This is a genomic window from Microtetraspora malaysiensis, from assembly GCF_050947145.1.
GTDB classification, from domain to species: domain Bacteria; phylum Actinomycetota; class Actinomycetes; order Streptosporangiales; family Streptosporangiaceae; genus Microtetraspora_A; species Microtetraspora_A malaysiensis.
This window is the reverse complement of the sequence record NZ_CP191998.1, coordinates 6,718,095-6,743,853: the sequence shown is the minus strand read 5'-3', so window position 1 is coordinate 6,743,853 and position 25,759 is coordinate 6,718,095. Positions and strand designations below refer to the sequence as shown.

The 25,759-nt window shown below is 69.8% G+C and carries 18 protein-coding genes and 1 tRNA gene; 9 read left to right on the top strand and 10 right to left on the bottom strand.

Features of this window, described 5'->3' with window-relative positions:
* Nucleotides 1-88 precede the first annotated feature (88 nt).
* Nucleotides 89-3,280, top strand: a complete 3,192-nt coding sequence (locus ACQP1V_RS31755; protein WP_433413664.1) for a S8 family serine peptidase — start codon at nt 89-91, stop codon at nt 3,278-3,280.
* On the opposite strand, the gene ACQP1V_RS31750 is transcribed toward ACQP1V_RS31755, so the two are convergent.
* Nucleotides 3,249-4,067 (bottom strand): SCO6880 family protein, encoded by an 819-nt coding sequence (locus ACQP1V_RS31750; protein WP_433426028.1) that lies wholly within the window; start codon nt 4,065-4,067, stop codon nt 3,249-3,251. The genes ACQP1V_RS31755 and ACQP1V_RS31750 overlap by 32 nt on opposite strands.
* Before the next feature lie 684 nt (nt 4,068-4,751).
* A tRNA-Ile gene (locus tag ACQP1V_RS31745) sits at nt 4,752-4,825 on the bottom strand.
* 303 nt (nt 4,826-5,128) lie between these two features.
* Between ACQP1V_RS31745 and ACQP1V_RS31740 the strand changes: the two genes are divergently transcribed.
* Nucleotides 5,129-6,190, top strand: a complete 1,062-nt coding sequence (locus ACQP1V_RS31740) for a sugar ABC transporter substrate-binding protein (protein ID WP_433413663.1) — start codon at nt 5,129-5,131, stop codon at nt 6,188-6,190.
* A 158-nt stretch (nt 6,191-6,348) separates the two neighbouring features.
* On the opposite strand, the gene ACQP1V_RS31735 is transcribed toward ACQP1V_RS31740, so the two are convergent.
* Nucleotides 6,349-6,741, bottom strand: a complete 393-nt coding sequence (locus ACQP1V_RS31735; protein WP_433413662.1) for a nuclear transport factor 2 family protein — start codon at nt 6,739-6,741, stop codon at nt 6,349-6,351.
* Nucleotides 6,742-6,779: 38 nt separating this feature from the next.
* Nucleotides 6,780-8,591 (bottom strand): transposase, encoded by a 1,812-nt coding sequence (locus tag ACQP1V_RS31730; protein WP_433425761.1) that lies wholly within the window; start codon nt 8,589-8,591, stop codon nt 6,780-6,782.
* Nucleotides 8,592-8,824: 233 nt separating this feature from the next.
* Between ACQP1V_RS31730 and ACQP1V_RS31725 the strand changes: the two genes are divergently transcribed.
* Complete coding sequence (locus tag ACQP1V_RS31725) at nt 8,825-9,388, top strand: TetR/AcrR family transcriptional regulator (protein WP_433413661.1); 564 nt, start codon at nt 8,825-8,827, stop codon at nt 9,386-9,388.
* A 154-nt stretch (nt 9,389-9,542) separates the two neighbouring features.
* On the opposite strand, the gene ACQP1V_RS31720 is transcribed toward ACQP1V_RS31725, so the two are convergent.
* Both ACQP1V_RS31720 and ACQP1V_RS31715 read right to left on the bottom strand, forming a co-directional pair.
* Nucleotides 9,543-10,700: an FAD-dependent monooxygenase gene (locus ACQP1V_RS31720; protein WP_433413659.1), complete on the bottom strand. Its 1,158-nt coding sequence runs from the start codon at nt 10,698-10,700 to the stop codon at nt 9,543-9,545.
* Between the two features lie 50 nt (nt 10,701-10,750).
* Nucleotides 10,751-11,647 (bottom strand): NmrA/HSCARG family protein, encoded by an 897-nt coding sequence (locus tag ACQP1V_RS31715; protein WP_433413658.1) that lies wholly within the window; start codon nt 11,645-11,647, stop codon nt 10,751-10,753.
* Nucleotides 11,648-11,768: 121 nt separating this feature from the next.
* Here ACQP1V_RS31715 and ACQP1V_RS31710 point away from each other — a divergent pair, with 121 nt between their 5' ends.
* Nucleotides 11,769-12,482 carry a TetR/AcrR family transcriptional regulator gene (locus ACQP1V_RS31710; RefSeq protein WP_433413657.1) on the top strand — a complete coding sequence of 238 codons (714 nt, stop codon included), beginning with the start codon at nt 11,769-11,771 and terminating at the stop codon, nt 12,480-12,482.
* Nucleotides 12,483-12,569: 87 nt separating this feature from the next.
* Here the strand turns inward: ACQP1V_RS31710 and ACQP1V_RS31705 are convergent, their stop codons facing one another.
* Nucleotides 12,570-13,214, bottom strand: coding sequence for a TetR/AcrR family transcriptional regulator (locus tag ACQP1V_RS31705; RefSeq protein ID WP_387417554.1), 645 nt, complete (start codon nt 13,212-13,214; stop codon nt 12,570-12,572).
* A 129-nt stretch (nt 13,215-13,343) separates the two neighbouring features.
* Between ACQP1V_RS31705 and ACQP1V_RS31700 the strand changes: the two genes are divergently transcribed.
* Nucleotides 13,344-14,924: an APC family permease gene (locus ACQP1V_RS31700; RefSeq protein ID WP_433413656.1), complete on the top strand. Its 1,581-nt coding sequence runs from the start codon at nt 13,344-13,346 to the stop codon at nt 14,922-14,924.
* Nucleotides 14,925-14,935: 11 nt separating this feature from the next.
* A complete protein-coding gene (locus ACQP1V_RS31695; RefSeq protein ID WP_433413655.1) occupies nt 14,936-16,762 on the top strand; it encodes a serine hydrolase domain-containing protein in 1,827 nt (608 codons plus the stop codon).
* Between the two features lie 54 nt (nt 16,763-16,816).
* On the opposite strand, the gene secD is transcribed toward ACQP1V_RS31695, so the two are convergent.
* Complete coding sequence (secD, locus tag ACQP1V_RS31690) at nt 16,817-19,063, bottom strand: protein translocase subunit SecD (RefSeq protein WP_433413653.1); 2,247 nt, start codon at nt 19,061-19,063, stop codon at nt 16,817-16,819.
* A gap of 36 nt (nt 19,064-19,099) precedes the next feature.
* The gene (locus tag ACQP1V_RS31685; protein ID WP_387417558.1) at nt 19,100-19,474 is read right to left on the bottom strand and encodes a hypothetical protein; all 375 of its coding nucleotides are present in this window, start codon (nt 19,472-19,474) and stop codon (nt 19,100-19,102) included.
* Nucleotides 19,475-19,534: 60 nt separating this feature from the next.
* Here ACQP1V_RS31685 and ACQP1V_RS31680 point away from each other — a divergent pair, with 60 nt between their 5' ends.
* The 3 genes from ACQP1V_RS31680 (at nt 19,535) to ACQP1V_RS31670 (ending at nt 23,029) form a co-directional block, all read left to right on the top strand.
* Nucleotides 19,535-19,693, top strand: a complete 159-nt coding sequence (locus ACQP1V_RS31680; protein WP_433413651.1) for a hypothetical protein — start codon at nt 19,535-19,537, stop codon at nt 19,691-19,693.
* A gap of 157 nt (nt 19,694-19,850) precedes the next feature.
* Nucleotides 19,851-22,253 (top strand): M4 family metallopeptidase, encoded by a 2,403-nt coding sequence (locus ACQP1V_RS31675; protein ID WP_433413650.1) that lies wholly within the window; start codon nt 19,851-19,853, stop codon nt 22,251-22,253.
* A 332-nt stretch (nt 22,254-22,585) separates the two neighbouring features.
* Nucleotides 22,586-23,029, top strand: a complete 444-nt coding sequence (locus ACQP1V_RS31670) for a TIGR02611 family protein (protein ID WP_433426026.1) — start codon at nt 22,586-22,588, stop codon at nt 23,027-23,029.
* 144 nt (nt 23,030-23,173) lie between these two features.
* On the opposite strand, the gene ACQP1V_RS31665 is transcribed toward ACQP1V_RS31670, so the two are convergent.
* Complete coding sequence (locus ACQP1V_RS31665) at nt 23,174-25,111, bottom strand: ABC transporter ATP-binding protein (protein ID WP_433413649.1); 1,938 nt, start codon at nt 25,109-25,111, stop codon at nt 23,174-23,176.
* Between the last annotated feature and the right edge of the window lie 648 nt (nt 25,112-25,759).

Genomic DNA, 25,759 nt, shown 5'->3' with positions numbered 1-25,759 from the left:
AACTGAGGGGCGCCGTCGGCATGATTCGACGCCTCATCCCCAACCGGCTAGGCGTCAGCCCCAGCACCCCTGATGATCGGAGAATTGCGTGCAGAGAACGACATGGTGGGCCGGTGTCGCCGTGCTTGCCGCGGCCGTGACCGTCCCGCCTCCGGCGGTCGCGCAGGCTGGTGATCAGCCGGTGGCCGGCGTGCGGACGGTCACGCTGGTTACCGGTGACAAGGTGACGGTGACCGGCGCCACGAGCGCGATGGTGGAGCCGGGCGAGGGCAGGGAGAAGGTAACCTTCCTCACCGACGAGACGCGGGGGCGGCTGCGCGTCTTACCCAGCGACGCCGCACCGCTGGTCGCGGCCGGACGGCTCGACCCTCGGCTGTTCGACGTGACGGGGCTGTTGGAGCTCGGGTACGACGACAGCCGCAAGGAGCTCCCCTTGCTCGTGACCGGGGCCTCCGGTCCCGCGCCGGCCGTCCGCGCGATGAGCGGGTTCAGGTCGCTGGGCGCGGTGCGGGGCTTCGCCGTACGGCAGCGCAGGGGCGAGGCCGCGCGGACGTGGCAGGCACTCGCGGGCGGCACGGGCAAGGTGTGGCTCGACGGGCGCCGGAAGATCTTGCTCGACGTGAGCGTCAAGCAGGTCGGCGCGCCGCAGGCGTGGGAGCGTGGGTATACCGGTGCCGGCGTCAAGGTGGCGGTGCTTGACACCGGGATCGACGCGACCCATCCCGACCTCGCCGGGCGGGTCGTGGCGCGGGCCGACTTCACCGAGGTCCAGGACGAGCGCGATGTGATCGGGCACGGCACGCACGTGGCCTCCACCATCGCGGGTAGCGGCGCCGCCTCGGACGGCAGGTACCGTGGCGTCGCCCCCGGGGTGGCGCTGCTGGACGGCAAGGTGTGCGAGTCGCGGTGGTGCTCGGACTCGGCCATCCTGGCGGGCATGCAGTGGGCGGCCGAGCAGGGCGCGAGAGTCGTCAACCTGAGCCTCGGGTCCCCGGACACCTCCGGGCTCGATCCGCTCGAGGAGGCCGTGCAGACGCTCAGCGAGCGCTACGGCACCTTGTTCGTGGCGGCGGCGGGCAACGAAGGTGCCGATCGTACGCTCGTCTCGCCCGGTACGGCCGATGCCGCGCTGGCGGTCGGCGCTGTCAGCAAGTCCGGCGAGCAGGCCGAATTCGCCAGCCGCGGGCCGCGCGCCGGTGATGACGGCCTCAAGCCGGACATTACCGCCCCCGGCGTGGACATCACCGCGGCCCGCGGCAAGGACAGTCCCGGCGACGGCTCCTACGTCGCCATGTCCGGAACCTCCATGGCCACCCCGCACGTCACGGGCGTCGCCGCGCTGCTGGCCGGGGCGCACCCCGGCTGGAAGGGCGACACGCTCAAGGCGGTCCTCATGGGCACCGCCCGGCCGCTGCCGGGGATCGGGGTCTTCGCGCAGGGCGCCGGGCTCGTGGACGCGGCCCGCGGCACGAGCCAGGCCGTGACGGTCGAGCCGCCCGCGCTGAGCTTCGGGCAACAGCGGTGGCCGCACGACGACGACCAGCCAGCGAGCAAGAAGATCGTCTATCGCAACCACCAGCAGCAGCCGGTGACCCTGCGCCTGGAGGTGCGTGGCGACAAGTCCTTCAGTGTCACACCCGCCACGCTGACCGTCCCCGCGGGCGGGCAGGCCGAGGCCGTCGTCACCTCCGACACCCGCGCCGGCGGGCCCGACGGGCCCCTCGGCGGGCACGTCGTCGCTACCGGCGACGGTGACCTGACCGTCAGCACGCCGGTCGGGGTCAACAAGGAGGTCGAGAGCTACGACCTCACCTTCAGGTTCACCGGCAGGAACGGCGGGCCGACCGCCCAGAGTTTCACGACTCTGTACCCGCTGGACACTGACCAGACGCCGATCGACGTGGTGGAGCCCGAGGGGCCGGTCACGCTACGGCTGCCCAAGGGCAGATGGCTGATCAGGACCACCATCCGCGACGATCAGAGCAGGACGCTCCTCGTCCACCCGGGCCTCGACCTGGACCGATCGCAGACCGTGGAGGCCGACGCGCGGCTGGGCCGGCCGATATCGCTGACGCTGCCCCGGGCGGACGCCGTCCCGCTGCTGGCCGAGATCGTCTACCAGTATCAGGTGGCCGCCGGGTCGTCGCGTATTTGGGGCTGGCTCGGCAACTCCTACAACAGCACCTTCACCGCCCAGCTCGGCCCCGCCCGTGCCTATCCGGGCGTGCGCACCAAGGTCGCCGGGGTGTGGGCCGCCGCCCGGGTCGGCAGCCCGTACGCCTACCGCCTGACCTGGTTTCATTCTGGTGGCATGGTCAACGGATTCGAGCGGCGCGTGGCGCAGCGCGACCTGGCCACCATCCACACCGACTATGCCCGCCACCTGCCCGACGCGGAGGCCAACGCGGCCAGCCGCGCCTGGCCGCGTGACGGCGCCGTCTTCTCCTTCCTGATGCACACCACGTTCGGCACGCCGTTCAAGCAGGTCGAGTACGTCAACACCGACGACGGCATCCGCTGGCAGCGCTACCTGTTCGAGTACGCCCCCGACGGCCGGGTCAACAGCTTCGAGTCACCCTTCGCGGTCTACCGGTCCGGGCGGGCGTACACGGAGGCCTGGAACCGCGGCGTATTCTCGCCCACCCTGCCCTGGGCGGGCTACCCGGACTCAGACGGCGTCAGCCGCACCGGTGACGTCATCTCGACCAGCCTGCTCATGTACGGCGACGCCAGAGGATCGCTCGGCTACTCTTCCCGGGCGACGCAGCGGACCGCCCTCTACCGTGACGGCACCCTCGTGGGCGAGCAGCCGGAGATCGTGACGAGCTTCACCGTGCCCGCGCAGGAGGCCGCTTACCGTCTCGTTGTCGAGAGCGAGCGCGGAGCACCCGCGACGCTGTCCACGCGCGTGTCCGGCGTGTGGACGTTCCGGTCCGGGCACGTCGCGGACGACACGCCGACGCGGCTGCCCGTGTCGGTCGTGCGCTTCAGCCCCACCCTCGACACCGAGAACGCCGCCCCGTCCGGACGGCGTTTCACCGTGCCGGTGAGTGTTCAGCCGCTGGAGGGAAGCGCCGCCCGTCCCGTCAGGCGGTTGTCGGTGGAGGTCTCCTACGACGACGGCGCCACCTGGACCAAGGCCGAGATCCACGGGTCAGCGGCCGTCCTGCGCCACCCGGCCGGTGACGGATTCGTTTCCCTGCGCGCCCAAGCGGTGGACGAGGCGGGCAGCACGGCGGAACAGACGATCATCCGCGCCTACCGGATCCGGCCGTCGTGACCCGATAACCGTCACCCGCTGGAGCGGCCAGCGCCCAGGGCGCTGGCCGCTCCAGCGGAATGCGGGCAAAGAACGGCGGTGCCCAACATGCGAAGAGGCCCGGAGCTGATGCTCCGGGCCTTCGTGCTGCTATCTCAGGGCGCTTCCCGGCCTGCTGATCGGGACTGATTCCATGCCTACTGGTCCACTGTGACCTCGTGTCTGGACACGGCCGACAGGGTCGCCTCGTCGCCGGCCCACTGGAAGGTATACGTGTACTTGCCAGCCACTTCGGGTGTGTCCGAGAAGCTGAATGAGCCGTCGCTGCAACCGCGCGCGGCAGGTCGTTGAGATCGGTGACGGTGGTCGTGACGTAGAGCGTGACCAGTGTGACCCCGGCTCCGGTGGCCTCCTCGGCGGCGGCCTGGCGGGCACGTGCCTGGTCGAAGGCGTCGCGGGCGGTCTCGTCCCGGCCGGTCCTGCGGCGGTAGTGCTCGCGGAACGCGGCGGCGTTGACCTCGTCCTCCAGGACGCGGGTGGCCTCGGCGGCGGGCAGCGGCCGGTATTGCACGCTCACCCGCTTGGGGAACGGACCGGGAGCGACCAGGCGGCTGAGCACGTCGGCGGGGACCTTCTGCCGGGGCGCTTCGTGCCAGGCCCAGCTCACGCTGACACCGCTGTCGTGCCGGTAGTGGTCCATGTGCTCTTCGGCTCCGATCGGACCCGCGTCCGCCCAGGTCAGATCCTCGGCCCGTACGGCGTCGGCGCGGGCGGCAGGGTCGAACGCGCAACGGACGACCCTGGCCAGTTCGGCGGCGGTCGCCCGTCCGGTGCACGCCCAGGCCGAGCACCTGCTGCGCCTGGAGGCCGCCGCCTACGACGGGCACGAGGACTACCGCCCGGAGTGGCGCCCCTGACAGCACTCTCCGAGACGAACACGACGTCGTCCATGCGGCGCTCGGCCACCGCCCGGATCCCTGACATTGAAGCGGCGGCGGGCAGGTCCAGGCCGGCACGCAGGTACTAGTGAGGTGAAGCTCATCGGCCCGGTGTGCGCGTCTGGTTCGCGTCGCTGCGTCCCAAGACCAGCCGAGTTTCCGGGTGGAGGAGTTGCGGCAACCAGCAGATTATTCGTCCGCTGGTTGCCGAATTACCAGCCTCAACTGCCGGGATTTCGCCTATTTGTCGGAGTCGGCGCATTTGGAACGCCCATGACCGCCGAAATGCCGCAACTGGGCAGAGGAGCCCTGTGGGGCGTTCGGTTGTGGCCTTGCCTTGATCGTCACATTGGTCTGACCTGAAGATCGATCTCTGGGTGATCTACCGTGTGCCCGGAACGTGCCCGGTGCCCGTGAAAGTCCGCTGGTTGAGCTTCCCGGCGGCGTACACGCGAGCAAACAGCGAGCAACCAACAGGAGCCTGCTTCTCGGGCCGAGATCGGCGCGCATCGAGAAATCGCAGGTCAGGGGCTATATTCACTGATCAAACTGAGTAGGGCGGGTGGGACTTGAACCCACGACCCACGGATTATGAGTCCGATGCTCTGACCGGCTGAGCTACCGCCCCGCAATGGTGGAGTCTCTCACAACTTAGCGCCTCAGTGGATCAGTCGATCACGTCGAAATCGAGCCGGAGGCGGAGCCTGGCGCGCCTCGTTCCGGAACGGTCCGCCGGTCCTGATCACTCCCGTTCCTGTTCATGGCCTGTGTGGTGCCCGGTACGGCGGTCGCAAAGAACAGCTCCGCGCCGCCCGCCATCAGGCGTTATGTCCATGATGTCCGGGTACGGCAGGGCCGAACAGGCTGAAGGGGTTTCGCCGTGGGCAGAAATCTGGTTCGCCGGCTCATGCCGGGAGTCGTGGTTGTTCTCATGGGTCTGGAATCGTGCGCTACGACCTGGCAATCAGGAGGGGACCCCGCCAGCACCGCCGTCGGCTCCCTGAGCGAAGGCTTCTCGATCGGCCTGCTGCTGCCCGACGCCAAGGCGCCGCGCTACGAGAAGTTCGATCGGCCGTACATCGTCCAGCGCGTCGCCGAGCTGTGCCCGAAGTGCGAGGTGGTGTACCGCAACGCGGGCGGAGAGCCGAAGCGGCAGCAGCGGCAGCTCGCCTCGATGCTGGCGGCGGGCGTGAAGGTCTTGATCCTCGATCCGGTGGAGCCCAAGGGCATCGCGGCCTGGGTCGCCCTCGCCAAGAATCAGGGGGCGCGGGTCGTCGCGTACGACCGGCTCGCGAGCGGTCCGGTGGACGCCTACGCCTCGTTCGACAATATTCAGGCGGGCCGGATGCAGGGCCGTTCCCTCCTCGACGCGATCAGGATCGGCGGGGACCCCAGGCGCGGCGAGATCGTGATGGTCAACGGCTCGCCCGCCGACCAGCACGCGGGCGACCTCAAGAAGGGGGCGCACCAGGTCCTGGACGGGCAGGTGACGATCGGCAGGGAGTACGACGCGCCCGGCTGGAGTCCGTACCGGGCAGGGGTGGCGGTGAACGGCGCGTTCACCGCGCTCGGCGCCGACCGGGTGATCGGCATCTACGCGGCCAGTGACGCCATGGCGGACGGCATCGCCACCGTCCTGCGGTACGCGGGCGTCACACCGGGCACGCCGCTCACCGGCCGGGGCGCGGAACTGGAGGCGGTACGGAGGATCCTGCTGGGCGCGCAGACGATGACGGTCTACCTGCCGATCAGGTCGGTGGCGCGGAGCGCGGCCCGGATCGCCGTCGATCTCGGTGTGGGAAGGACGGTGTCCGGGACGGCCGCGCTCTCCAACGGGACGGTCGTGTCGATCCCCTCGACCATGATCGCGCCCGTCGTGGTCGACAGGGGCAACGTCAAGGAGACCGTGATCAAGGACGGCTACTGGACGGCCGCCGAGATCTGCGCACCCCCGCCGGTCCGTACGGCCTGCCGCGCCGAGGGGCTGATCTGAGCGGGGTGGACGGTCCCCGCCCGGAGCCTTCCGGCAACCGGAACGGAGGAGGTGACGGCATAGGCGCGGCGATCTTCGCCGCATGGCCTACCGGCGGAGCCGCGTCGGCTGTGTGCCCGCCACGCTTGGGTGTCTCCGAACCGCCCGGCGCCCTTCGGTCATGATCGCAGGGTCTCGATGAGCTCATCGAGACCTCCTCGGCGGCGAGCCGAGGAGATGTGGTCGATGTAGTCACGAGAGCTGACGATCTTCCCGTCCCGCACGCGGAGGATGAAGACGCAGGGGACCCGGTAGGGTTCACCCCCCTCGGTCGTCCCTCGGTATTCGAATTCGGCGACGATCACCTCGGGATCGGCGGTCTCGTGCACGGTGATGTTGGCCGGCTCCTGGCGAAGCGGCGGCAGACGTTTGCCGGCCGAAAAGTGCTCGCGCAGTTCCTCGCGGGTGCGCAGCGGTTTGTCGCCGGAGGGCGCGAATGGATGTTCGACGTAGGTCTGCTCCGCGTACAGATCGGGCAGTTCGTCCCAGCGCCCCTCCGAGACGCCCCACACGAGTTTGAGGAATACCTCGACTCTGGTGGCTAATTCGATCAGGCGGCGAGGGTGAGTTCGAGTCGAGCGAGGTGGCTGGTGCGGGTGCGGTCCAGCGCATGGCCGTTCCACCAGGCATCCAGACGGATCAGGTTGAGTGCGACCGCGGAGAAGACGTGGTCGAGATGGACCTTCTTCAGACCCCGGTAGCGGGCCCGGCGCATCCCGGTGACCGCGACAGCTTGATGCATAGTGCCCTCGACTCCCGCGCGGAGAGCGTATTTGGCCTGCCAATCCTTGGTGTTCTGCTCGCTGCGCGCTTGATCAAGGGCTCGCTGCAGCTCACGCGGACGCAACGTGAGCTGACGGCCACCCTTCCGCGCCGTGGTACACGAAGCCCGGACCGGGCATGCCCGACAGCTCTCGCCGGGGAACTTGACCACGATCGCCTCGGCACCGCGCTGGGTGCACGGGCTCCACGAGGCGCTGACCTGGCCCTGCGGGCAAGTGACCTGCTCGCTCTTCCAGTCGACCGTGAACGCGGTGCGGTCGAACCCTGCACCGGCACGGGCCTGCGAGGAGTGATCGAGCAGGACCGGGGTGATCAACGCCAGGCCGTAGACCGTGCGAGAGGTGACCAGCAGCTCCGCGGCGGCGTACCCCGAGTCCACGTAGTGCTCGGCCGGCAGCAGGCCGCGCCGCCGCAACGCCTGGTGGATGATGCTGGTCATCGCCACGTCCGGCACGGTCGCGTCCGTGGTCGACACGTTCGTGATCAGGTTGGGCGGGAGGCGATCCTCCCCGTTCTCCGGCTCCTCGCTCACCGGGTCTGTGTTGCCCGGGTCCCTGTTCGTGACATCGCGCCCGTCGCTTGCCTCCATCGAGTGGGAACTGCCGGCCGAACTGCGGGCCATGGTGTGGCAGGTCTCGCTGATGTGGACCTTGAAGCCGTTCCAGACGAGGTCATCGCCCTTGGCCGCCCAGCGGGCGTCGGTGTCATACGGGGAGGTCAGACGCCATCTGCCCGGCGGCAGTCCCTCTCCGCCTTCATCGAGTGCCTGCCGCCTTTTGACCACCTCCCGCCCGTCCTTGCCAGTCACCCGGGTGTAGTTCTGGATCAGCATCACCCGCAGCGCCTGCACGGCGGGCAACTGCCGCAGCCAGGGTGGGGAGAACGGCGCATAAACGGCTTCCACCAGCGCATATCCGTCCGCGCCGTACGCGAGGGCGAGTTCGGTTCGCTTGGTGGCCGAGGTCGGCAGCCGCCAGGAGTCCACCCGGGCGTGATACCGCCGCGACCAGCCGCCCACCTCCAGCACCTGCTCGACCCAGCCCGCAGCCGCCGCGGCCAGCGCCTCCAGCGCCGCCCGCACACACTCACCCGCCAGCTCGATCCGGTTCAGATCCCGCACCGCACTGATCACATGCGTGGAATCAGTTCGCTGCATACCACCAGCCTTCACCAGGCCCTTTGCGGCCAGCCTGGCCAGCAGCAGATCCAGGACCCTCTCCTCCAGGCCGTGCTCGGCCACCCGGGTACGGAACTCACTCAGCACGGTGTGGTCGAACCCGGGATCGTCCAGCTCCAGCGATAGTGCGTACTTCCAGTCCATCGCGTACTTGGCCCGGTCAGCGGCGGCCCGGTCGGTCAGGTTCTCCACCTTCTGCAAAACCGTGACCAGCGCGAGCAAGCCCGGGGAGAGGCCCGGGCGGCCCCGCGTCCCGAACGCTTCAGCGAACTCGGCATCGGCAAACAGTTCGCCTAGCTCATCTCGAACCCGCATGGCCAGCGGATACGCGCCCTTCGCCGAGGCCGCGCGCGCCACCCGCGCGGTCATCTCCGGAATCTGCGGCCACGGCTGCGGCTGCATCGACACGACTGCTCCATATTCGCGGCCGGGACGGGGGAACAGCCGCACACCGCATGATCCCGGCCAGACAGCCCCAGATCATCAACATCCGCCCGTGTGTCACAAATTAACCACCAGGGTCTACCTCGCGGGGAGTGAGCGCCATGATGCCTCCTGATGACACGGTAATGTCCGAAGTGGAGACTCCGTATATACGGAGTGAGGACTTCGAATATACGGAGTGGAGACTTCGGATGGCAACACAACCGACGCGCGCCGATGCCCGCGGAAACCGGGCCCGGATCCTGGAGGTCGCTGAGGAGGTCTTCGGCCGGGGCGGCTCGGCGGCCTCCACCGAGGAGGTCGCGCGCCTCGCCGGGGTCGGCATCGCCACTGTCTTTCGCCACTTCCCCACCAAGCAGATCCTGCTGGAGGCGGTTCTGGTGAGGCACTTCGACCGCCTGTGCGAGCGGGCGCGAGCCCTCGCCGAATCGGATGATCCCGGTCCGGCGTTCTTCGGCTTCTTCGGCCAGATCGTGGCCGATGCCGCGGGCAAGCTCGCCATCATCGAGGCGTTCACCGACGCCGGCGGTGACGTCGGCGGCAAGGCGGCCCAGGGCCCGCGGGACCTGCGCGAGGCCGTCGGCGTCCTGCTCCGGCGTGCCCAGGACGCCGGCGCGGTCCGTACGGACGCCGGCCTCGACGAGGTCCACGCGCTCCTCGTCGGCGTCTCACGGGCCGTCGCCCACATTCGCCTCGACGAGCGGGCCCGCGCCCGGGCACTCGAGATCGTCTTCGATGGGCTCACCCCCCGGTGACCGCTGTGCCACCCGACGGCCGCCGTGGCGTCCTGCCGGGGCATGCCGGCGATCCGGCGTGGCGGAGGGATGCGTCTCGTCCTAGGACAAGTGGGACACGGCGCTTCCTTTGGCAAGGGAGACTGCGTCCATGACCCCGGGCCGCTGGTCTGGATCAGGCGGACTGGAGGCGGCGGCGCAGTGATCCGGCGGCGGCCATCATGGGAAACAGGTGAGTGGCCAGGTTGCGGACAGCGATTCCGCGCCGGGTCGCGGGTATGAGCAGGGCGGTGGCCGAGCCGAAGCCCCGCAGCTTGGGTTCCACAAGGGTGCGATGCCGGCTCTCGTACCGGCGGAACGCTGTTTCGGGGTCGGTGCGGGCGGCCGCCAGTTCCTCGGCGAGGGTGAAGGCGCCCGCTATGGCGAGAGTGGAGCCGTCACCGAACAGCGACAGGCAGGAAGCGGCGTCACCGAGCACCGCGATGCGTCCGCTCGACCACTGGGGCAGGCGGACCTGGCTGACGGAGTCGAAGTAGATGTCGTCGGCGGCCCGTACGCGTTCCAGGAGCTCGGGCACTCGCCAGGAATCGTCGGCGAAGGCGGCGGTCACCAGCCGTTTGTGCTGCTCGGTGTCGCGATGGTCGAAGCCGGTCAGCGCCGGGCTGCGGAACATGAAGGCGGCGACGGCGTGGCCGCGCGAGGGGTGAGCGGAGACCAGCCGGCCAGGGGCGTTGTAGAGGGTCACTTCACGGTCGTCGTCGATCGGACCGTCGATCGGCAGTGTCGCGACATAGATCCCCATGTGGCGAACGAAGTCGCTCTCGGGTCCGAACGCCACCCGGCGGACCGCCGAGTGGAGCCCGTCGGCTCCGATCACCAGGTCGAAGCGACGGGGCTCGGCGCGTTCGAAGGTGACGTCCACCCCGTTCTCGTTCTGATCGAGGGCGACGATGGTGTCGTCCCACAAGAACTCGGCGTCGTCGCTGCTCGCCTCGAGCAGGATCGAGGCGAGCTCCGCGCGCGGCACTTCCGGCTCGCGATCGCCCGCCGACACCTGGAAGGCCCGCAGCTTGATCCGCCCGACGTGGCGGCCCGCGGCGTTGACGAAACGCATGTCCGTCACATTCGAGTCGGCGGCGCGCAGCCGCGGCATGAGACCCATCCGCTCGGCCACCTTCATCGCCGGCCCCCTGACGTCCACGGGATTCCCGCTGGAGCGAAGCCCCGACGCGCGCTCGACCACGGTGGGGCGAAAGCCGTGCCGTGCCAGCCAGTACGCCAGGGTCGACCCGGCGATGCCGGCTCCGGAGATCAGCACCGTCTGGTTGCTCATGGCAACCCTTCCTGTTGAGCGGATGGATTTCTGCCGGAAGCCGGAGGGTGTCACGCCCGCGAGGCGGTGACCTGCGCCAGGAACCGCGCCTTGCCCGATCGGTCCAGCCAGGTGCCGAAGTCCATGAGGCCGGAGTGGGCCATGCGCGCGGATGCCGGGTCGCTGTCGAAGTAGGCCTCGTCCGCCCAGGTGTAGACCTTGGCGACCTCCGGGTTGTGCTTCCAGACGATGTCGAGCGGGACGCGGCTGTGCGGGATGGGACGCCCGGTCGCGGTGCCGAGCGCGTCGGCGATCTGTGGTGTGGTCAGCCTGTCGCCGGCGATCTCCATGGCCTGGCCCACATGGGTGTCCGGGTCGGCGAAGGCCAGTGCGGCGAACGCCCCGACGTCGTCGATGGCGATGAGGTGCATGGCCAGGTCGTCGCGCCAGGGCACGGTGAGCGAGCCGTTCTGGAAGAACCGGGCCGGGCTGGTGAAGTCCTCCATGAACACGGCGGGCCGCAGGATGGTGGCGGGAACGCCGAGGTCGCGGATGTGCTCCTCGATCTGCCACTTTTCGATGGGACCCCAGCCGCGCTCCACGTAGAACCGGTTCTGGCTCTCGGCTCCGCCGACCGACGAGTACACGAGGTGCCGCACGTCCGCGGCCTTGGCGGCGTCCGCGACGTTCTTGCCCTGGGCGAGCTCGTTGTCGTTGGCGGACTGGACGCTGTAGATGCCGTGGACGCCGCGTGCCGCCGCGTCGATGGAGGCGCGGTCGTCCAGGTCGCCGCGGACGAGTTCGGCGCCGCCGGCGGCGAGGCCGGCGGCCGCCGGCGTGGTGTCGTCCCGGACGAGGGCGCGGACGCGCCAGCCGGCGGCGAGGAGGTGGCGGGCGGTGGCGCCGCCCTGGTTCCCGGTCGCGCCGGTGACCAGGATGGTCTTGCGGTGAATGTCCATGGTGTCCATGTCGTGCTCCTGTCGGAGGTGGTGCCGCTGTCGTTGATCGTGACGATATGACGATTCTCGAAAATTCGTCAACTACAAGTTGTGGTTGACGAAATCTCGTATCTGGTCATACGGTTCGTGCGTGAGTGCCACCATGGAACGACTTCGCGAACCGCGACAGCGAGCCGAACGGGCCGCACGGATCCTCGATGCGGCGGCGGACCTGCTCGTCCGCCACGGCTACCGGCGGGTGACCATGGACGATGTGGCCGCCGAGGTCGGCATCGGCAAGGGCACTGTCTACCTGCACTGGAAGACCCGCGAGCAGTTGTTCGGCGCGGTCTTCGCGCGCGAGGTGCTGCACGCGATGGACGAGCTACGGCAGGCGCTGCGGCAGGACCCGCGGACCTGCCTGCTGCACAACTTCGCGCGCGTCTACTTCCTGGCCATCACGAACCGCCCGTTGATGCGCGGGCTCCTCCTGGCCGACCCGCACCTGCTCGGCAAACTGACCGGCTCGCCCGATGCCGCCCGCGATGACCGGCACATCACGATGGCGCGCGACTACTTCGAGCTGCTCGCCGAGCACGGCCTGCTCCGCGACGACATGAGCGTCGATGAGATCGGCTACGCCTACCAGGCGACATTCGAGGGCTTCCTGCGAGCCGAAGGCACCGCTGCCGCGGGCGGCCCGGAACAGCGGGCGGACCTGCTCGCGCGGACCGTCCAGCGCGCGTTCGAGAGCGAGCCGGCGATCCCCGACGCCACACTGCGGGACCTCGCCGCCGCCACCGGCACCCTGATCACCGGCCTGATCGACGCCGATCGCGCCGCCTCCGGCCTCCCCGAGATCTGACGCCCTTGCGGCGCGGCTCTCCGCGGTCGTCGATCGGCGGTGTCCGGCCGTGCGTTCGCGCCGGTCAGGCCTCCCGCGGGCCACGAGTCAGCCGGCGGATGTGATCCTTCCGGCCTTCGCGTCCTGCGCTGGCCCCTTCGCCGCGACAGCGTCGAGGATGAGTTCCACGGAGAAGAGGAAGACTTCCTCGGTCTCCGGATAGATGGACGGCGCGGCCGTGGTCGCGCTGGGGAATCGGACGGGGTCGAGCGCGGCGTACACGCGCCGTTGCTCGTCCCGTAGCTCCGGCACCGTCAACCACGGGGAGAAGGCCGCGACGAGCCCGTTCCCGACGGTGAAGTTGTAGATGGTCTGATAGAACAGGCCGAGCTGGTCCTGGGGGATGCCGGCCCGGATGAGTTCACGGACGGTCCACTCCGTGATGTGGAACAGCTGTGGCTCGTCGTCAGGCTGACCGGCCATCGCCTGGGACAGCCCTTCGTGACGCCGGTAGAGCTTCCACCAGTCGACGATGATGTCCCGCAGGTTGTCGCGCCAGGCGCGTCCGGGCTCCGGCGCGCGGACCTCGCGAAGGAACAGGTCGTCGATGAGCGCGGAGAGCAGGTCGGCCTTCGACGCGAAGTGGCGGTACATCGCGGTCGCGTCCACACCCAGCTCCCGGCCGAGGCGCCGTAGCGTCAGCGCGGCCAGGCCCTCCTCATCGCAGACCCGCTGAGCCGCGCGAAGAATCATCCCGCGGTCCAGGCGAGTTCCACGACGCGTCTCGGCCGGGGGTGAAGGGGCTGCATCTTGACTCATGCAGCACAGCATCCCATCTCCCTCTCGTGCGGTCGTGCCGAGCCGGAGCGGCACTCAGTTCCGGTGAACATAGGTGTCAACGCTGTTGATGTCAACACCGTTGACATCGATATTGGGGCATGCGAGGCTCGCGTCCTGCTGACCCGCAGTGACTTAATACGGCCCGCGACGTTGCGGCCGCCAGGAAAGAGGTCGATGCGCATGAGCGCGTCCGCACCAGAGCGGTACACCCAGGAACTCAAGAGAGACCTCAAACTGTGGGAGAACGTCTCTCTTGTCGTTTCCGCAGTCACCCCGGCGACCGGGGCCTTCATCATCGCGCCGGTCCTGTTCGGCCTGAACGGTACCGGCGCCCCGCTGACCTTCGTCATCGCCGCCATCCTCGGGATCTCGCTCGCCTTCTGCTGGGCCGAGCTCGGCAGCGCCTACCCGATCGCCGGCGGTGACTACACCTTCGTTTCCCGGATCCTCGGCCGGGGAGCCGGGTTCGTCTCCCTGGTCCTGAGCGGACCGGTGCAGGCGGTACTCATCCCCGCTGTCGTCGCGCTCGGCATGGCCGAATATCTGCGGGTCGTCATCGACATCGACGCCAACGTCCTCGGCGCGATCATCCTTCTCAGCGGAATGGTGATCGCGATATTCGGGGTGCGGCTGAACGCGCTCGCGGTGGCGGCGCTCCTCGTCATCGAGCTTCTGGCCGTCGTGCTCGTGTCAGTCCTCGGGTTCGTCAAGGCGAACCGCAGCGTGTCGGTGCTCTTCAGTCCCGAGGTGATCGGAGACGGGGGCACGCGGCCGCTGACCTTCGGAGCGCTGATCGCCGGTATCGCGGTAGCGAGTTTCGCCTACAACGGGTTCCAGGGAGCACTGCTCTACTCGGAAGAGACGGTTGGGGAGCGGAAGAACGTCGCGCGTGCGGTCTTCATCGCGCTCGGCGTGGCCATCGCGTGCGAGGTGCTTCCCGTGGCCGCGGCGCTCCTCGGCGCGCCCTCGGTCCCCGACCTCGTCGCGAGCGCCAACCCGTGGCAGTACTTCCTGACGGCGATCGGCGGCGACACCTTCAACACGATCATCAGCCTCGGTATCGCCGTCGCCGTTCTGAACGCGGTCATCGCCCTGATGCCGTTCTTCGCGCGGATTCTCTACAGCTCCGGGCGGGACATGGCGTGGCCGCGACCGGTGAGCCGATCACTGGCCAAGGTGCACCCCAAGTACGGCACTCCGGTGGTCGCCACCATTGCCGTGGGGGTCGCCGGTGCACTGATCATTCTCGTGACCGACGTCGAGACCTTGACGACATGGGTGGGCGCGGTCCTCGCCATCGAGTTCATCCTCGTGGCGCTGTCGGCGATCGTCGGCCGCGTGCGTCAGCCGAACCAGGACCGGCCCTACCGCATGCCCCTGTGGCCGATCGCGCCGGTCGTCGCGATCGTCATGTCCATCGGCGTGCTCACCCAGCAGGAGCCGAGCGACCTCGCGGTCGCCGGAGGGCTGGTCCTCATCGCGGTGCTGTACTACGTCTTCTACCTGCGTCCGCGCGTGCACACCCACATGCTCACCCTCGACCCGGTCCTCTATGACGAGGGGAAGGGGTCGACCGAGTCATCGGGTAGCGCGCAGCAGACCACACACATCTCGCAGAACTAGGGAGAGACCAGTTGAGCGAGGCTCGGGGCCATACCCTGGCCCACCACGGATCCGTTGGGTTCGACGCCGTGGACTTCACCGCGGTCGATGAGATCTTCGCGCGATTCCACGCCGATGGCGCCGGTGCTCCCGGTGTGGCGTACGGGATCGTCCACGGTGGTCGGGTCGTTCACGGCGGCGGCTACGGCCTGGTCGGTTCCGAATCCCCGGGGACACCGGGACCGGCCACGGTCTTCCGCATCGCGTCGTTGAGCAAGAGTTTCACCGCGGCCGCCATCCTCTCGCTGCGGGACGAGGGCGTGCTCAGGCTCGACGATCCTGTCGGAGAGCACGTCCCGATGCTCGCGCGATTGCCGCGGGCCACCCGCGACTCCCCGCCGATCACTGTCGCGGACTGCCTCACGATGAGCGCCGGACTCCCCACCGACGACGCCTGGGCGGACCGGCAGGAGGAGCTGACCGAGGAAGCGCTCGGCGCGCTGCTGTCCGCCGGGATCGGGTACACAGCGACCCCCGGCACCCGCTTCGAGTACGCCAACCTCGGTTACGTCTTCCTCGGCCAGGTGGTCGAGTCGCTGACCGGGCGACCGTTCACGCAGGTCGTGTCCGACAGGTTTCTTCAGCCCCTGGGGATGTCCTCGACGACCTACGACTACCGGGACGTGGCGGGGGAGCGGCTGGCCACCGGCTATCACCGTGTCGGCGATCGCTGGGAGCCCCAGGCGTTCACGGCCCCGGGCATGTTCTCCGCCATCGGTGGTGTGCTCAGTACGGTCGAGGACCTCGCCGTCTGGGTCCACGGCTTCGCGAGCGCGTTCCCCGCACGCGACGAGCCCGAGGGCGGCCACCCGCTGGCCAGGGCCACCCGCCGGTCGATGCAGCAACAGCACCGGGCGATCACCCCGCTGGTGTCGATGAACGGGCACGGCCTGCCCGACGCGCGCACCGGGGAGTTCCCCTGGGGGCTGTCCGGTTACGGCTACGGCCTGTTCGTCGAGTACGACCCCAGGTGGGGGGAGTTCGTGCACCACATCGGCGGCTACCCCGGGTTCGGCTCGCACATGCGATGGCACCGGGAGACCGGAATCGGGGTCGTGGCCTTCGGAAACGCCCGATACTGCCCCGTCTATGAGCCGGCGGACGCGGCGCTGCGCCAGGTCCTGGACGCGGTCGCCCCTCCGTCACGCACCGTCGTGTCGTGGCCGGTCGTGCATGAGGCGCGGCAGGTGGTCGATCGCCTCGTCGACGGAGACGAGTCCGCGGTGCGCGATCCCGTCTTCTCGCCCACCCTCTTCCAGGACGAGCCGGCCGCGGCACGCTTGACGGCGCTCGACGAGGCGCACCAGCAGGTCGGCGCGCTCACCGGTCCGGCCGAGCGACTGAGCGCCGCGACTCCGGGGCATCTGGTGTGGTGGCGGCCCGCTGAGCATGGGCGGATCCGGCACGAGATGTGGCTGACCCCCACCGTGCCGGCGAAGGTGCAGCGTCTGCAGGTCGACGCGGTGCCGGACCCCTCGCCGGAGTTCGCCCCGGTGATCGAGTGCGTCGTCGAGGCCCTGGCCGGTAAACGACCGGACTGGCCCGAGCATGTCGCCCCGGCCGGGGACACGACCCCGGAGGAGCTGGTCGACGAGCTCAGCCGTGCCCGTGACCTGATCGCTCCCGTCGGCCCGGCCGCGGTGATCGGCGCCACGTCTCCCGACGACGTCGTGATCGAGTGCGTGGGCCGGCAAGGCGCCGTCGAAGTCCGAATGGCACGTACAGGTGATCGAGTGCGTCTCGATCTGGCTCTCCGGCGGACGCCGGAAGATTATCTGCTCCGTCGCGACCAGAGGTGAGACGATCACGCCGGTCGAGGGGAGACCTCGACCGGCGTGTCGCCACGAAACGGCTCAGACCACCGCGCCCGACCCTTCGCGGACGTTGGGCGCCCGCCGCTTGCTCTTCTGCTGGGGAGGCGGCTGCTTGCTGAACCGCTCCAGCTCGATCGCCGCGGGCCCGGCCAAGAACATCGACGACAGTGTGCCGACGAAGATGCCGATGAGCAGCGCGATCGCGAAGTCCCGCAGGGAGTCGCCGCCGAGCACCGCCAGCGCCGCCACGACGAATATCGTGCTGCCGCCGGTGTTGACCGTGCGCGGCACCGTCTGCAGGATCGCGGTGTTGACGATGCGGTCGAACGGCGTCTTGCGGTTCGCCGGCCACAGTTCCCTGACCCGGTCGAAGATGATGACCTTGTCGTTGACCGAGTAGCCGACGATCGTGAGCAGGGCGGCCAGGAAGACGCCGTCGATGGGTTTGCCCAGCCAGGCGAACGCGCCGACGACGGCCAAGGTGTCCACGAACAGCGCGGCCACGCTGGCGGCGCCGAACGTCCACCGGAACCGGAACGCGAGGTAGACGAGCTGCGCCGCCAGCGCGACGCCGAGCGCGATGAGCGCGTTCCTGCGCAGTTCCGCACCCATGCTCGGCCCGATCAGCTCGTCACGCTGCTTGGTGACGTCACCCACCCGCTCGTCCAGTTGCTTCTCGATGCGCACCACGTCGTCGGCGCTGATCTGCCCGGTCCGTACGGAGATCGCGTCGCCCGACATCTGCACGACGGCCGAGGGGAACCCGGCGTCCGACACCGCCTGCCTGGCCGCCCCGGCGTCGACGGTCCGGCTGGTGGCGAACTCCATGATCCGGCCGCCGGTGAACTCCACGCCGTAGTTCAGCCCACGGGTGAAGACACCCAGGGCCATCACCACGAGCAGCCCGGCCGAGACGGCGAGCCAGACCCGCCTGCGCGACATCAGGTTCGGGTTCCGCCGGGTCAGCCAGGTCCGCACCCGGCCGACCGACGCCAGACCGGACGCCTTCGGTCCGATCCGGCCGATCACCAGGTGGGTGAGCATCCGAGTGATGACCATCGCCGAGAACATCGAGACGATGACGCCGATGGCCAGCGTCACCCCGAATCCCTTGACCGGTCCCGACGCCAGCCAGAACAGCAGACCGGCCGCGAGCAGGGTGGTGATGTTGGAGTCCGCGATCGCGCTCCAGGCGTTCTTGTACCCCCGCTCGAGCGCGGCGCGCAGGCCCCTGCGGGGCGACTCGTGGTATTCCTCCCTGGCCCGTTCGAAGACCAGCACGTTGGCGTCGATCGCCATGCCGATCGCCAGCACGAAGCCGGCCAGGCCCGGCAGCGTCAGGGTGGCCCCGAGCAGCACCAGCCCCGCATACGAGATCAGCGCGTAGCAGCCGAGGGCGACTGCGGCGAGCACACCCACCAGGCGGTAGATGACGCCGATGAACAGCGCGGTGAGGAGCACACCGAGGATTCCCGCCTTCGCGCTGGCCTCGATCGCCTCGGCGCCGAGCGTCGGGCCGACCGTGCGCTGCTCGACCAGCTCAAGCGGCACCGGGAGCGAGCCGCCCTTGATCAGCACCGACAGGTTCTGCGCCTCCTCCATGGTGAACGATCCGGTGATCTGGGTGGTGCCGCCGGAGATGCCGGCGTTGCAGCCCACCGTGTCGTTCACTTGGGGCGAGGAGATGACCTCGTTGTCGAGCACGATGGCCACCCTGCGTTTGGGGTCGCCGATCGGCTCGCAGGCCGCCTTCCCGGTGAGCTCCCGCCAGGGGCCCGCCTCCTTGAAATCGATGGTGACGAACCAGCCGAACCCCATCTGGGGATCGGTGTACGCCGAGGCGTCCGTGACGTCGGCCCCGCTGATGGCGACCGGGCCGAGCTTCAGTTTCTGGCCGCTCTCGTCCGCGACGGCGTCCTTGTCGCCGTCCTCGGCGGCGCCGAGGACGGGGTGGAAATTGAGCTGCGCGGTCTTGCCGATGACCTCGGCCGCCTCACGCGGGTCGAGCACGCCGGGCAACTCGGCGATGATCCTTTTCTCGCCGGAACGGACCAAGGTGGGATCGACGACTCCGAGGGCGTCCGCCCGGCGCCGGAGCACGTCGAGAGCACGGTCGGTGGCCTCAGAGTCCGCCTTGACCGTGGGAGAGTCCCTCGTCTCGAAGACGAGCTGGGTCCCGCCGCGCAGATCCAGACCGAGGCGCGGAGCCAGGGTCAGGGCCAGCGACAGCGAGGTCGCGATGACGGCAAGCGCCGCCAGCGCACGCCACAAGGGCGCACGTGACATTCGAGCCTCCACAGGCTTGTCGTTATGGGAAACGTGTCACTGCGCTGTGGAGGGTGGCGCGCGCGCCGGGGCGATCGACGTGCCCGGAGGCACGGGCAGGCCGGGGCCCGCCATACCGTGCTTCCCCATGGCGAGGAGAGCGCGGTGCGGCCCGGCGCCGGCAAGTACGGCGACGCCGCCGGACACGGCGTACGGGCCGGTCCGCGCCTGCAGCCGGGGCATCCTGTGCTGCTGGTCCACCCCGGGGGTGGACAGGTCGTGCCACTTGTGCGCCGGGTCGGCGGGCCCGGCGTGGAGGGCCGCGACGGAGGCGGCCCGGTGGGCCGAGGTGAGCGCGTCCGTCGGGGTCGCGCCCGCCAGAAGGAACACGGGCAGCAGAAGGAGCAACGCGGCGGTCAGTCTGCTCCGCATCGTTTCTCCTCTCTGCTCAGCAGGCCACCGTAGCCTGGGTCGCTCCGAACGCGCGCCACGATGAGCCGTCCAGCGCGCCTCGGCCTACGGCGGCGAGCGGACGCGGCCGGGCGCGTTTCGCTTTCGGAGTGCCGATACACCGATCTGGCCAAGCCGGTCGCCGACCGGAGTGAGGCGGTCGAGCGGGAGAACGACTACATGCCGAATTTCGCCATCTAGCGCCACTTTTCGCGCTTAGCGGTGCCTTCTTGGAGATTTGTCCATATCTCAGAATTATGCAAATTTGGAGGGTATTCCGGCGACGCTCTTGGTGTCAGCTTGGGGGCCAGTCCGATTGCTCGGACCGCTCACCCCCCATGCAGAGGAGTCACCGAGAGTGAATCCCACGATGAGGTCGGGGGCCGTCGCCTTGCTGGCGGCGGTCGCCTTGACCACAGCCTCGCTCACAGCAATGCCCGCCGCCTCAGCGGCCGGGGCCGACGGCTCCCAGGCCGCTGCCCAGGCCGCCCCGCCGCCGTCGCCGGCGTTCGCTCAGCCGGACGCCCAGCAGCGCAAGAACGCCGTCGCCAGTGCCGGCAAGGCGCTGGCCGCCGACACGGCGGCGCTGCACGCCTCGGCCGATGACACCTTCCAGCTGGTACGCGACATCGCCGGCACCCGCGGCCTGCAGTACCTGACCTACCAGCGCTCCCACCGCGGCGTGCCGGTCTACGGCGGCGACGTGGTGGTGGCCACCGACTCCTCCGGCCAGGTCATCGAGACCGTCACCACCGGCCAGGAAACCACGCTGAAGCTCGACGTGACGGCCACCGTCACCGCCGATGCCGCGGCGGGCACCGCCCGCGCCCAACTGGCCGCCGCCGACAGCGTCGCCACCCCCGAGCTGGTGGTGCACGCCACCACCGCCCGGCCGCGCCTGGCCTGGGAGGTCGTCGTCACCGGCACGGCCAAGCACGGCGGCCCCAGCGTGCAGCACGTGTACGTGGACGCCAAGAGCGGCAAGGTGATCGACGCCTGGGACGAGGTGCGGGACGGCACCGGCAGCAGCAATTACCACGGCACCGTCACACTCGCGACCTCCGGGTCCGGCAGCTCGTACTCGATGACCGACCCGAACCGGCCGGGGCTGCGCTGCGGCGGGCAGGGCGGCACCGCCTACACCAAGAGCAGTGACAGCTGGGGCAACGGCTCGGGCACCGACCTGGAGACCGCCTGCGTGGACGCGATATACGCCGCGCAGGTCGAGTGGAACATGCTGCGCGACTGGCTGGGCCGCAACGGCCACAACGGATCGGGCAGCTCCTTCCCTGCCCGGGTCGGTCTCAACGACGTCAACGCCTACTGGAACGGGTCCTACACCAACTTCGGCCACAACCAGGCCAACAACAAGCAGGCGACCACGTACGACGTGGTGGCGCACGAGTACGGCCACGCGATCTTCCAGTTCTCCGGCTCCGGTGGCGCGGGCAGCGGCAACGAGGCCGGCGGACTGAACGAGTCCACCGGTGACATCTTCGGCGCGCTGACCGAGCACTTCGCCAACGAGCCGGCCCCGTACGACACGCCGGACTACCTGGTCGGCGAGCAGCTCAACCTCACCGGGACCGGCCCGATCCGCAACATGTACAACCCGAGCGCGCTGGGCGACCCCAACTGCTACAGCGCCTCCATCCCCAGCACCGAGGTGCACGCGGCGGCCGGCCCGCAGAACCACTGGTTCTACCTCCTCGCGGAGGGCAACAACCCCGGCGGCGGCAAGCCGACCAGTCCGACCTGCAACAGCACCACGGTGACGGGCATCGGCATTCAGAAGGCCGGCCAGATCTTCATGGGTGGCCTGAACCTGAAGACCACTCCGTGGACCCACGCCAAGGCCCGCGTGGCCACCCTGAACGCGGCCAAGTCGCTGTTCCCGAACGGCTGCACCGAGTTCAACGCGGTCAAGGCGGCCTGGGCCGCGGTCAGCGTCAACGCCCAGTCGGGTGAGCCGACCTGCACGGCCGTCCCGGGCAACGACTTCTCGGTCTCCCTCAGCCCGACCTCCGGCAGCGTCCAGACCGGCCAGTCGACCACCACCCGGGTGAACACCGCCGTGATCTCCGGTACCGCCCAGCCGGTCACTCTGAGCACGCGTTCGCTGCCCAACGGCGTCACCGCGTCGTTCAACCCGGCCACGGTCACCGCCGGCCAGTCCTCCACGCTGACCCTGTCCGCCTCCTCCACCGCCACGGGCGGCACCTTCCAGATGACCGTCGTCGGCACCGCCGGATCGACCACCCACGAGGCGACGTTCTCCTTGACCGTCGGCCGTGACCAGCCTCCGGCGAACGACTTCTCCGTCTCGGTGAACCCGTCGTCGGCCTCCGTGCAGGCCGGCCAATCGGCGACCGCGACCCTCGGCACCCAGGTGGTCACCGGCAACGCGGAGTCCCTGGGGTTGTCGGTCAGCAACGCGCCGGCCGGGGTGACCGTGACCTTCAGTCCGTCCACCATCACCGCGGGGCAGACCTCGACGGTGACGATCGCCACGTCCTCGACCACCACGGCGGGGACCTACACGATCAACCTCAACGCGGCCGGCGCGTCGGCCGGCCACTCGGCGGCGTTCTCCCTGACTGTCGGCGGTGGCGGTGGGGAGACCACCTGGGCGACCTGGACCTCGTACAAGGCGGGCGACGTCGTGACCTACAACGGCGTGCGCTACCGGTGCCTCCAGGCGCACACGTCGCTGCCCGGCTGGGAGCCGCCCAACGTTCCCGCCCTCTGGCAGCCGATCTGATCAAGGGGCTCCGGTCAGGGGAACCCTGATCCGCGGTTCTGCTCGATGACAGGGCGGGCGGCCATCCGAGGGCCGCCCGCCCACGTCGTCACGAGGCCGGAGCTGCTTCGGCGCGGGCTGGTCCGGCACGAACGCGGCTCCCGCCTCCGTCACGTGTACGGCCTCCTGATCGGCGGAAACACATGACCAGGGACGGCCGGGGCCTGGGCTGCCGGGCCCCGGCCGTCTCGCCGTCGGGGGCACACCCGCAGGAGGAGTCCGTTTCGTCCGGAAGGACGAGATCGGTGCACGCCCGGCTGTCTATTCTGTGCGCAGGAGGTGACCGGGTGGCGATGACCGAGAACGCGCTGGGCGGCGACGGCGAGGGTGGTGAGGCGGCGGCCGCGGTGCGGCAGGCGGCCGAGCCCTTGGGCTGGCTCGATCCGATACGGGCCCGTCCCGGCGGCCGCCTCACTCTGAAGATCGTCGTCGGTGTGCTCGGCGCGGCGCTCGTCGTCGCCGGCCTCATCATGGTGCCGTTCCCCGGGCCCGGCTGGCTCGTCGTCTTCGCCGGGCTGGCCGTACTGGCCACGGAGTTCGCGTGGGCGCACCGGCTGCTCGGCTTCGCCAAGCGAACGGTCACGGCCGCGACCGACTGGCTCAAACGCCAGAACTGGTTCGTCCGCATCGTGGCCGCCCTGCTGACGGCCGCGCTCGCGGCCGCCATCGTCTGGATCTCTCTCAAGCTCACCCTGGGCATCGACCTGATCGAGCAGGCCGGGCGTCTTCTCGGTTGACACTCTCACCGGCCGGCGGGGGTTCTCGTCCGGCTGACGCGCCGACCACGACCACGACCGGGATCGGGACCGAGACCGGGCCGCCGTCGCGGTTCGCGCTTCGGCGAACGGCGAGCACGCGGCCCGGCACCGGAAAGGCGTCTCTCAGGACAGGACGACCGGATCGCCGTCCAGGTACGGGCGCTCCACCGCGAACGGCGGATGGGCAGGCTCCAGCACGATGTTCCGGCTGGGCGTGGGCACATGCCGGAGATCATGCGTGATCAGGATGGTCGTCCGCCCGGCCATGAGCCGTCGCAGGAGCTCCATGATCCGTGCCGCGGTCGGCGCGTCCAGGCCGGTCATCGGCTCGTCGAGGATCAGCACGGGCGCGTCGCGCAGGATGGCGCGGGCGATCGCGATCCGCTGCCGCTGCCCGCCCGACAGCAGCCGCCCCCGCTGCCCGATGGGGGTGTCGTACCCCTCCGGCAGCGTGCGGATGAAGCCGTCCGCGTCCGCCGTGATCGCGGCCCGCACGATCTCGTCGGGGTCGGCCTCCGGACGCCCGTAGGCGATGTTGTCCCGTACGGTCCCCGAGAAGAGCAGGTTCTCCTGCTGCAGGATGGTGATGTTCTCGCGCAGGGACCTGCGCGGCATCTCGCGGATGTCCACGCCGTCGAGCAGGACGCGGCCCGCCGTCGGGTCGTAGAACCGGAGCAGCAGCTTGGCGATCGTCGTCTTACCCGCGCCGCTCGGCCCCGTGCAGACGACGAGCTCGCCCGGGGCGGCGGTGAAGGAGAGGTCGGTCAGCGTCGGCCTGGTCCGGCCCGGATAGGCGAACACGACGCTCTCGAACTCGATCCGTCCGTGGGCACGGGAGTCCACGACGACGATGTCTCCGGATGCGGTGCCGTTCGCCTGGACGGCCGTCCTTCCGGACGCGGTCGCGGACTCAGCGCCCCCGGCGGCCGCTCCCTTGCCCGCCGCGCCGTCCTCCCCGGCCTCGGAGAGGCCGTCGTACGGGTCGGTGACCATGGGCTTGGCGTGCAACACCTCGATCACGCGGTCCGCGCCGGCCGCCGCCGACGACACGCTGAGCGCCAACTCCCCGAGCCCCTGGAACGTCGGATACAGATAGGCCAGGTACGCGGCGAAGGCGAGCAGCCCGCCGATGGTGAGCCGGCCGGAGGCGATCTCCCACGCGCCCACGCCGATGATCACCAGCAGGCAGAGCGTCTCCACGATCTGCGCGGCCGGGCCGTACAGGGCGGAGAGCCGGGCCCGCGTCACGTTGGCGAGGAGCCACTTGCGGCCCTCCTCGTGCAGGCGCGCCGCCTCGGCGTCCTGCCGGTTGTACGCCTGGACGAGGGACTGGTTGGCCAGGCTCTCCTCGATGACGCTGTTCATGGCGCCGTTGCTGGAGCGTTCGCGGGCGGACGCGTTGCGCAGCCGGGACGTGAACCCCTTGGAGACCAGCAGGAAGAGCGGGACCATCGCGAACGTCACCAGCGCGAGATCCCACCGGATGAAGAACGCCGCTCCGGAGAAGAGCACCGCGCCCGCGGTCGTGGTGATGATCCGCACCAGGCCGGAGCCGACGAGCTCCTCGATGGCCTCGATGTCGTCGGTCAGGCGGGCCATCAGGTCGCCCAGGCGGCGGTTCTCGAAATAGTCGGGCGTGAGCGTCTGCAGGTGGGCGAACACCCTGTCGCGCAGCCGCAGCAGGAAGCGTTCCCCCGCGAGCGCCGTCGCGTAAGCGCTGGAGAAGGAGAGCAGCCCGGCCAGGACGCCGACCCCGATCCAGGCTCCCGCCGGAATCCAGAAGGCGCTCAGTCTGCCGCTGGCCAGGACCTCGTCGGTGATGACCCCGAACAGGCCGATCACGCCGACCTCGCAGACCGACGCCAGGACGGCGGCCACCACGCCGGCGACGAACAGCCGGCGTACGCCGCGGGTCTGCGGCCAGAACTCTCGCAAGGTTGTGCGGATCGAGATGATCGGCGCGATGATGCCGGGCGCCTCGTCCTCCGGGGCAGACGCATTCTCCTTGGACGGGGGTGCGTTGTGTCCAGGTGCGGGCGCGCCGTCCCCGGAACGGGACACGCTCTCTCCAGTGGGGTGCCCACGGACCTTGGCCGGGTCGGTCACTTCGCCGGAAGGAGACTGCGGCCCTCGCGAAGTCCGCTTCGCCAGGTCAACACTGCGGTCCTCGCTCCTTTCCGCTCCGCTCCCTCGGTCCCGGTGAACGTGTGCGGACCGCGCGCGATCTCGCCGCCGGGGTTGGTGGTCGGGCCGGATGAATTCCACCGTGTCGTCGGACGCGGGGTCGCGGCCTCGCCGGTCCGCAGTGTGGTCCGCGACCGCGTCGCCCGGCGACGTGTCGGTCGCCGTCAGGTTCGGGTTCGGGTTCGGGTCAGGTGTCGTGATCGCCACACGCCGTTCCGCGGTCGTTCTGTCGGGGCGGGCCGCCGGTGCGGGGGATGCCGGGGGCCCGGCGTCGGCGTGCGGCGCGTACTCCTCGTCGGACGATGGGTTCAGTTCCACGTGAGATACCTGCCTCTGTGATGGCCGAGAGCCGGCGGGAAAAACCCGCCGGCTCTCTTTCTTCAGATCAGCCAGGGCCTACCAGCATCTGCGCCAGCACCGGCGACGGCAGCCGCAGCGGCGACGACGGCGGCAGCCCCAGCCGCCGCCCCAGCCGCCTCCGCAGCCGCCTCCGCAGCCGCCCCATCCCCAGGAGCTGAACTGCCC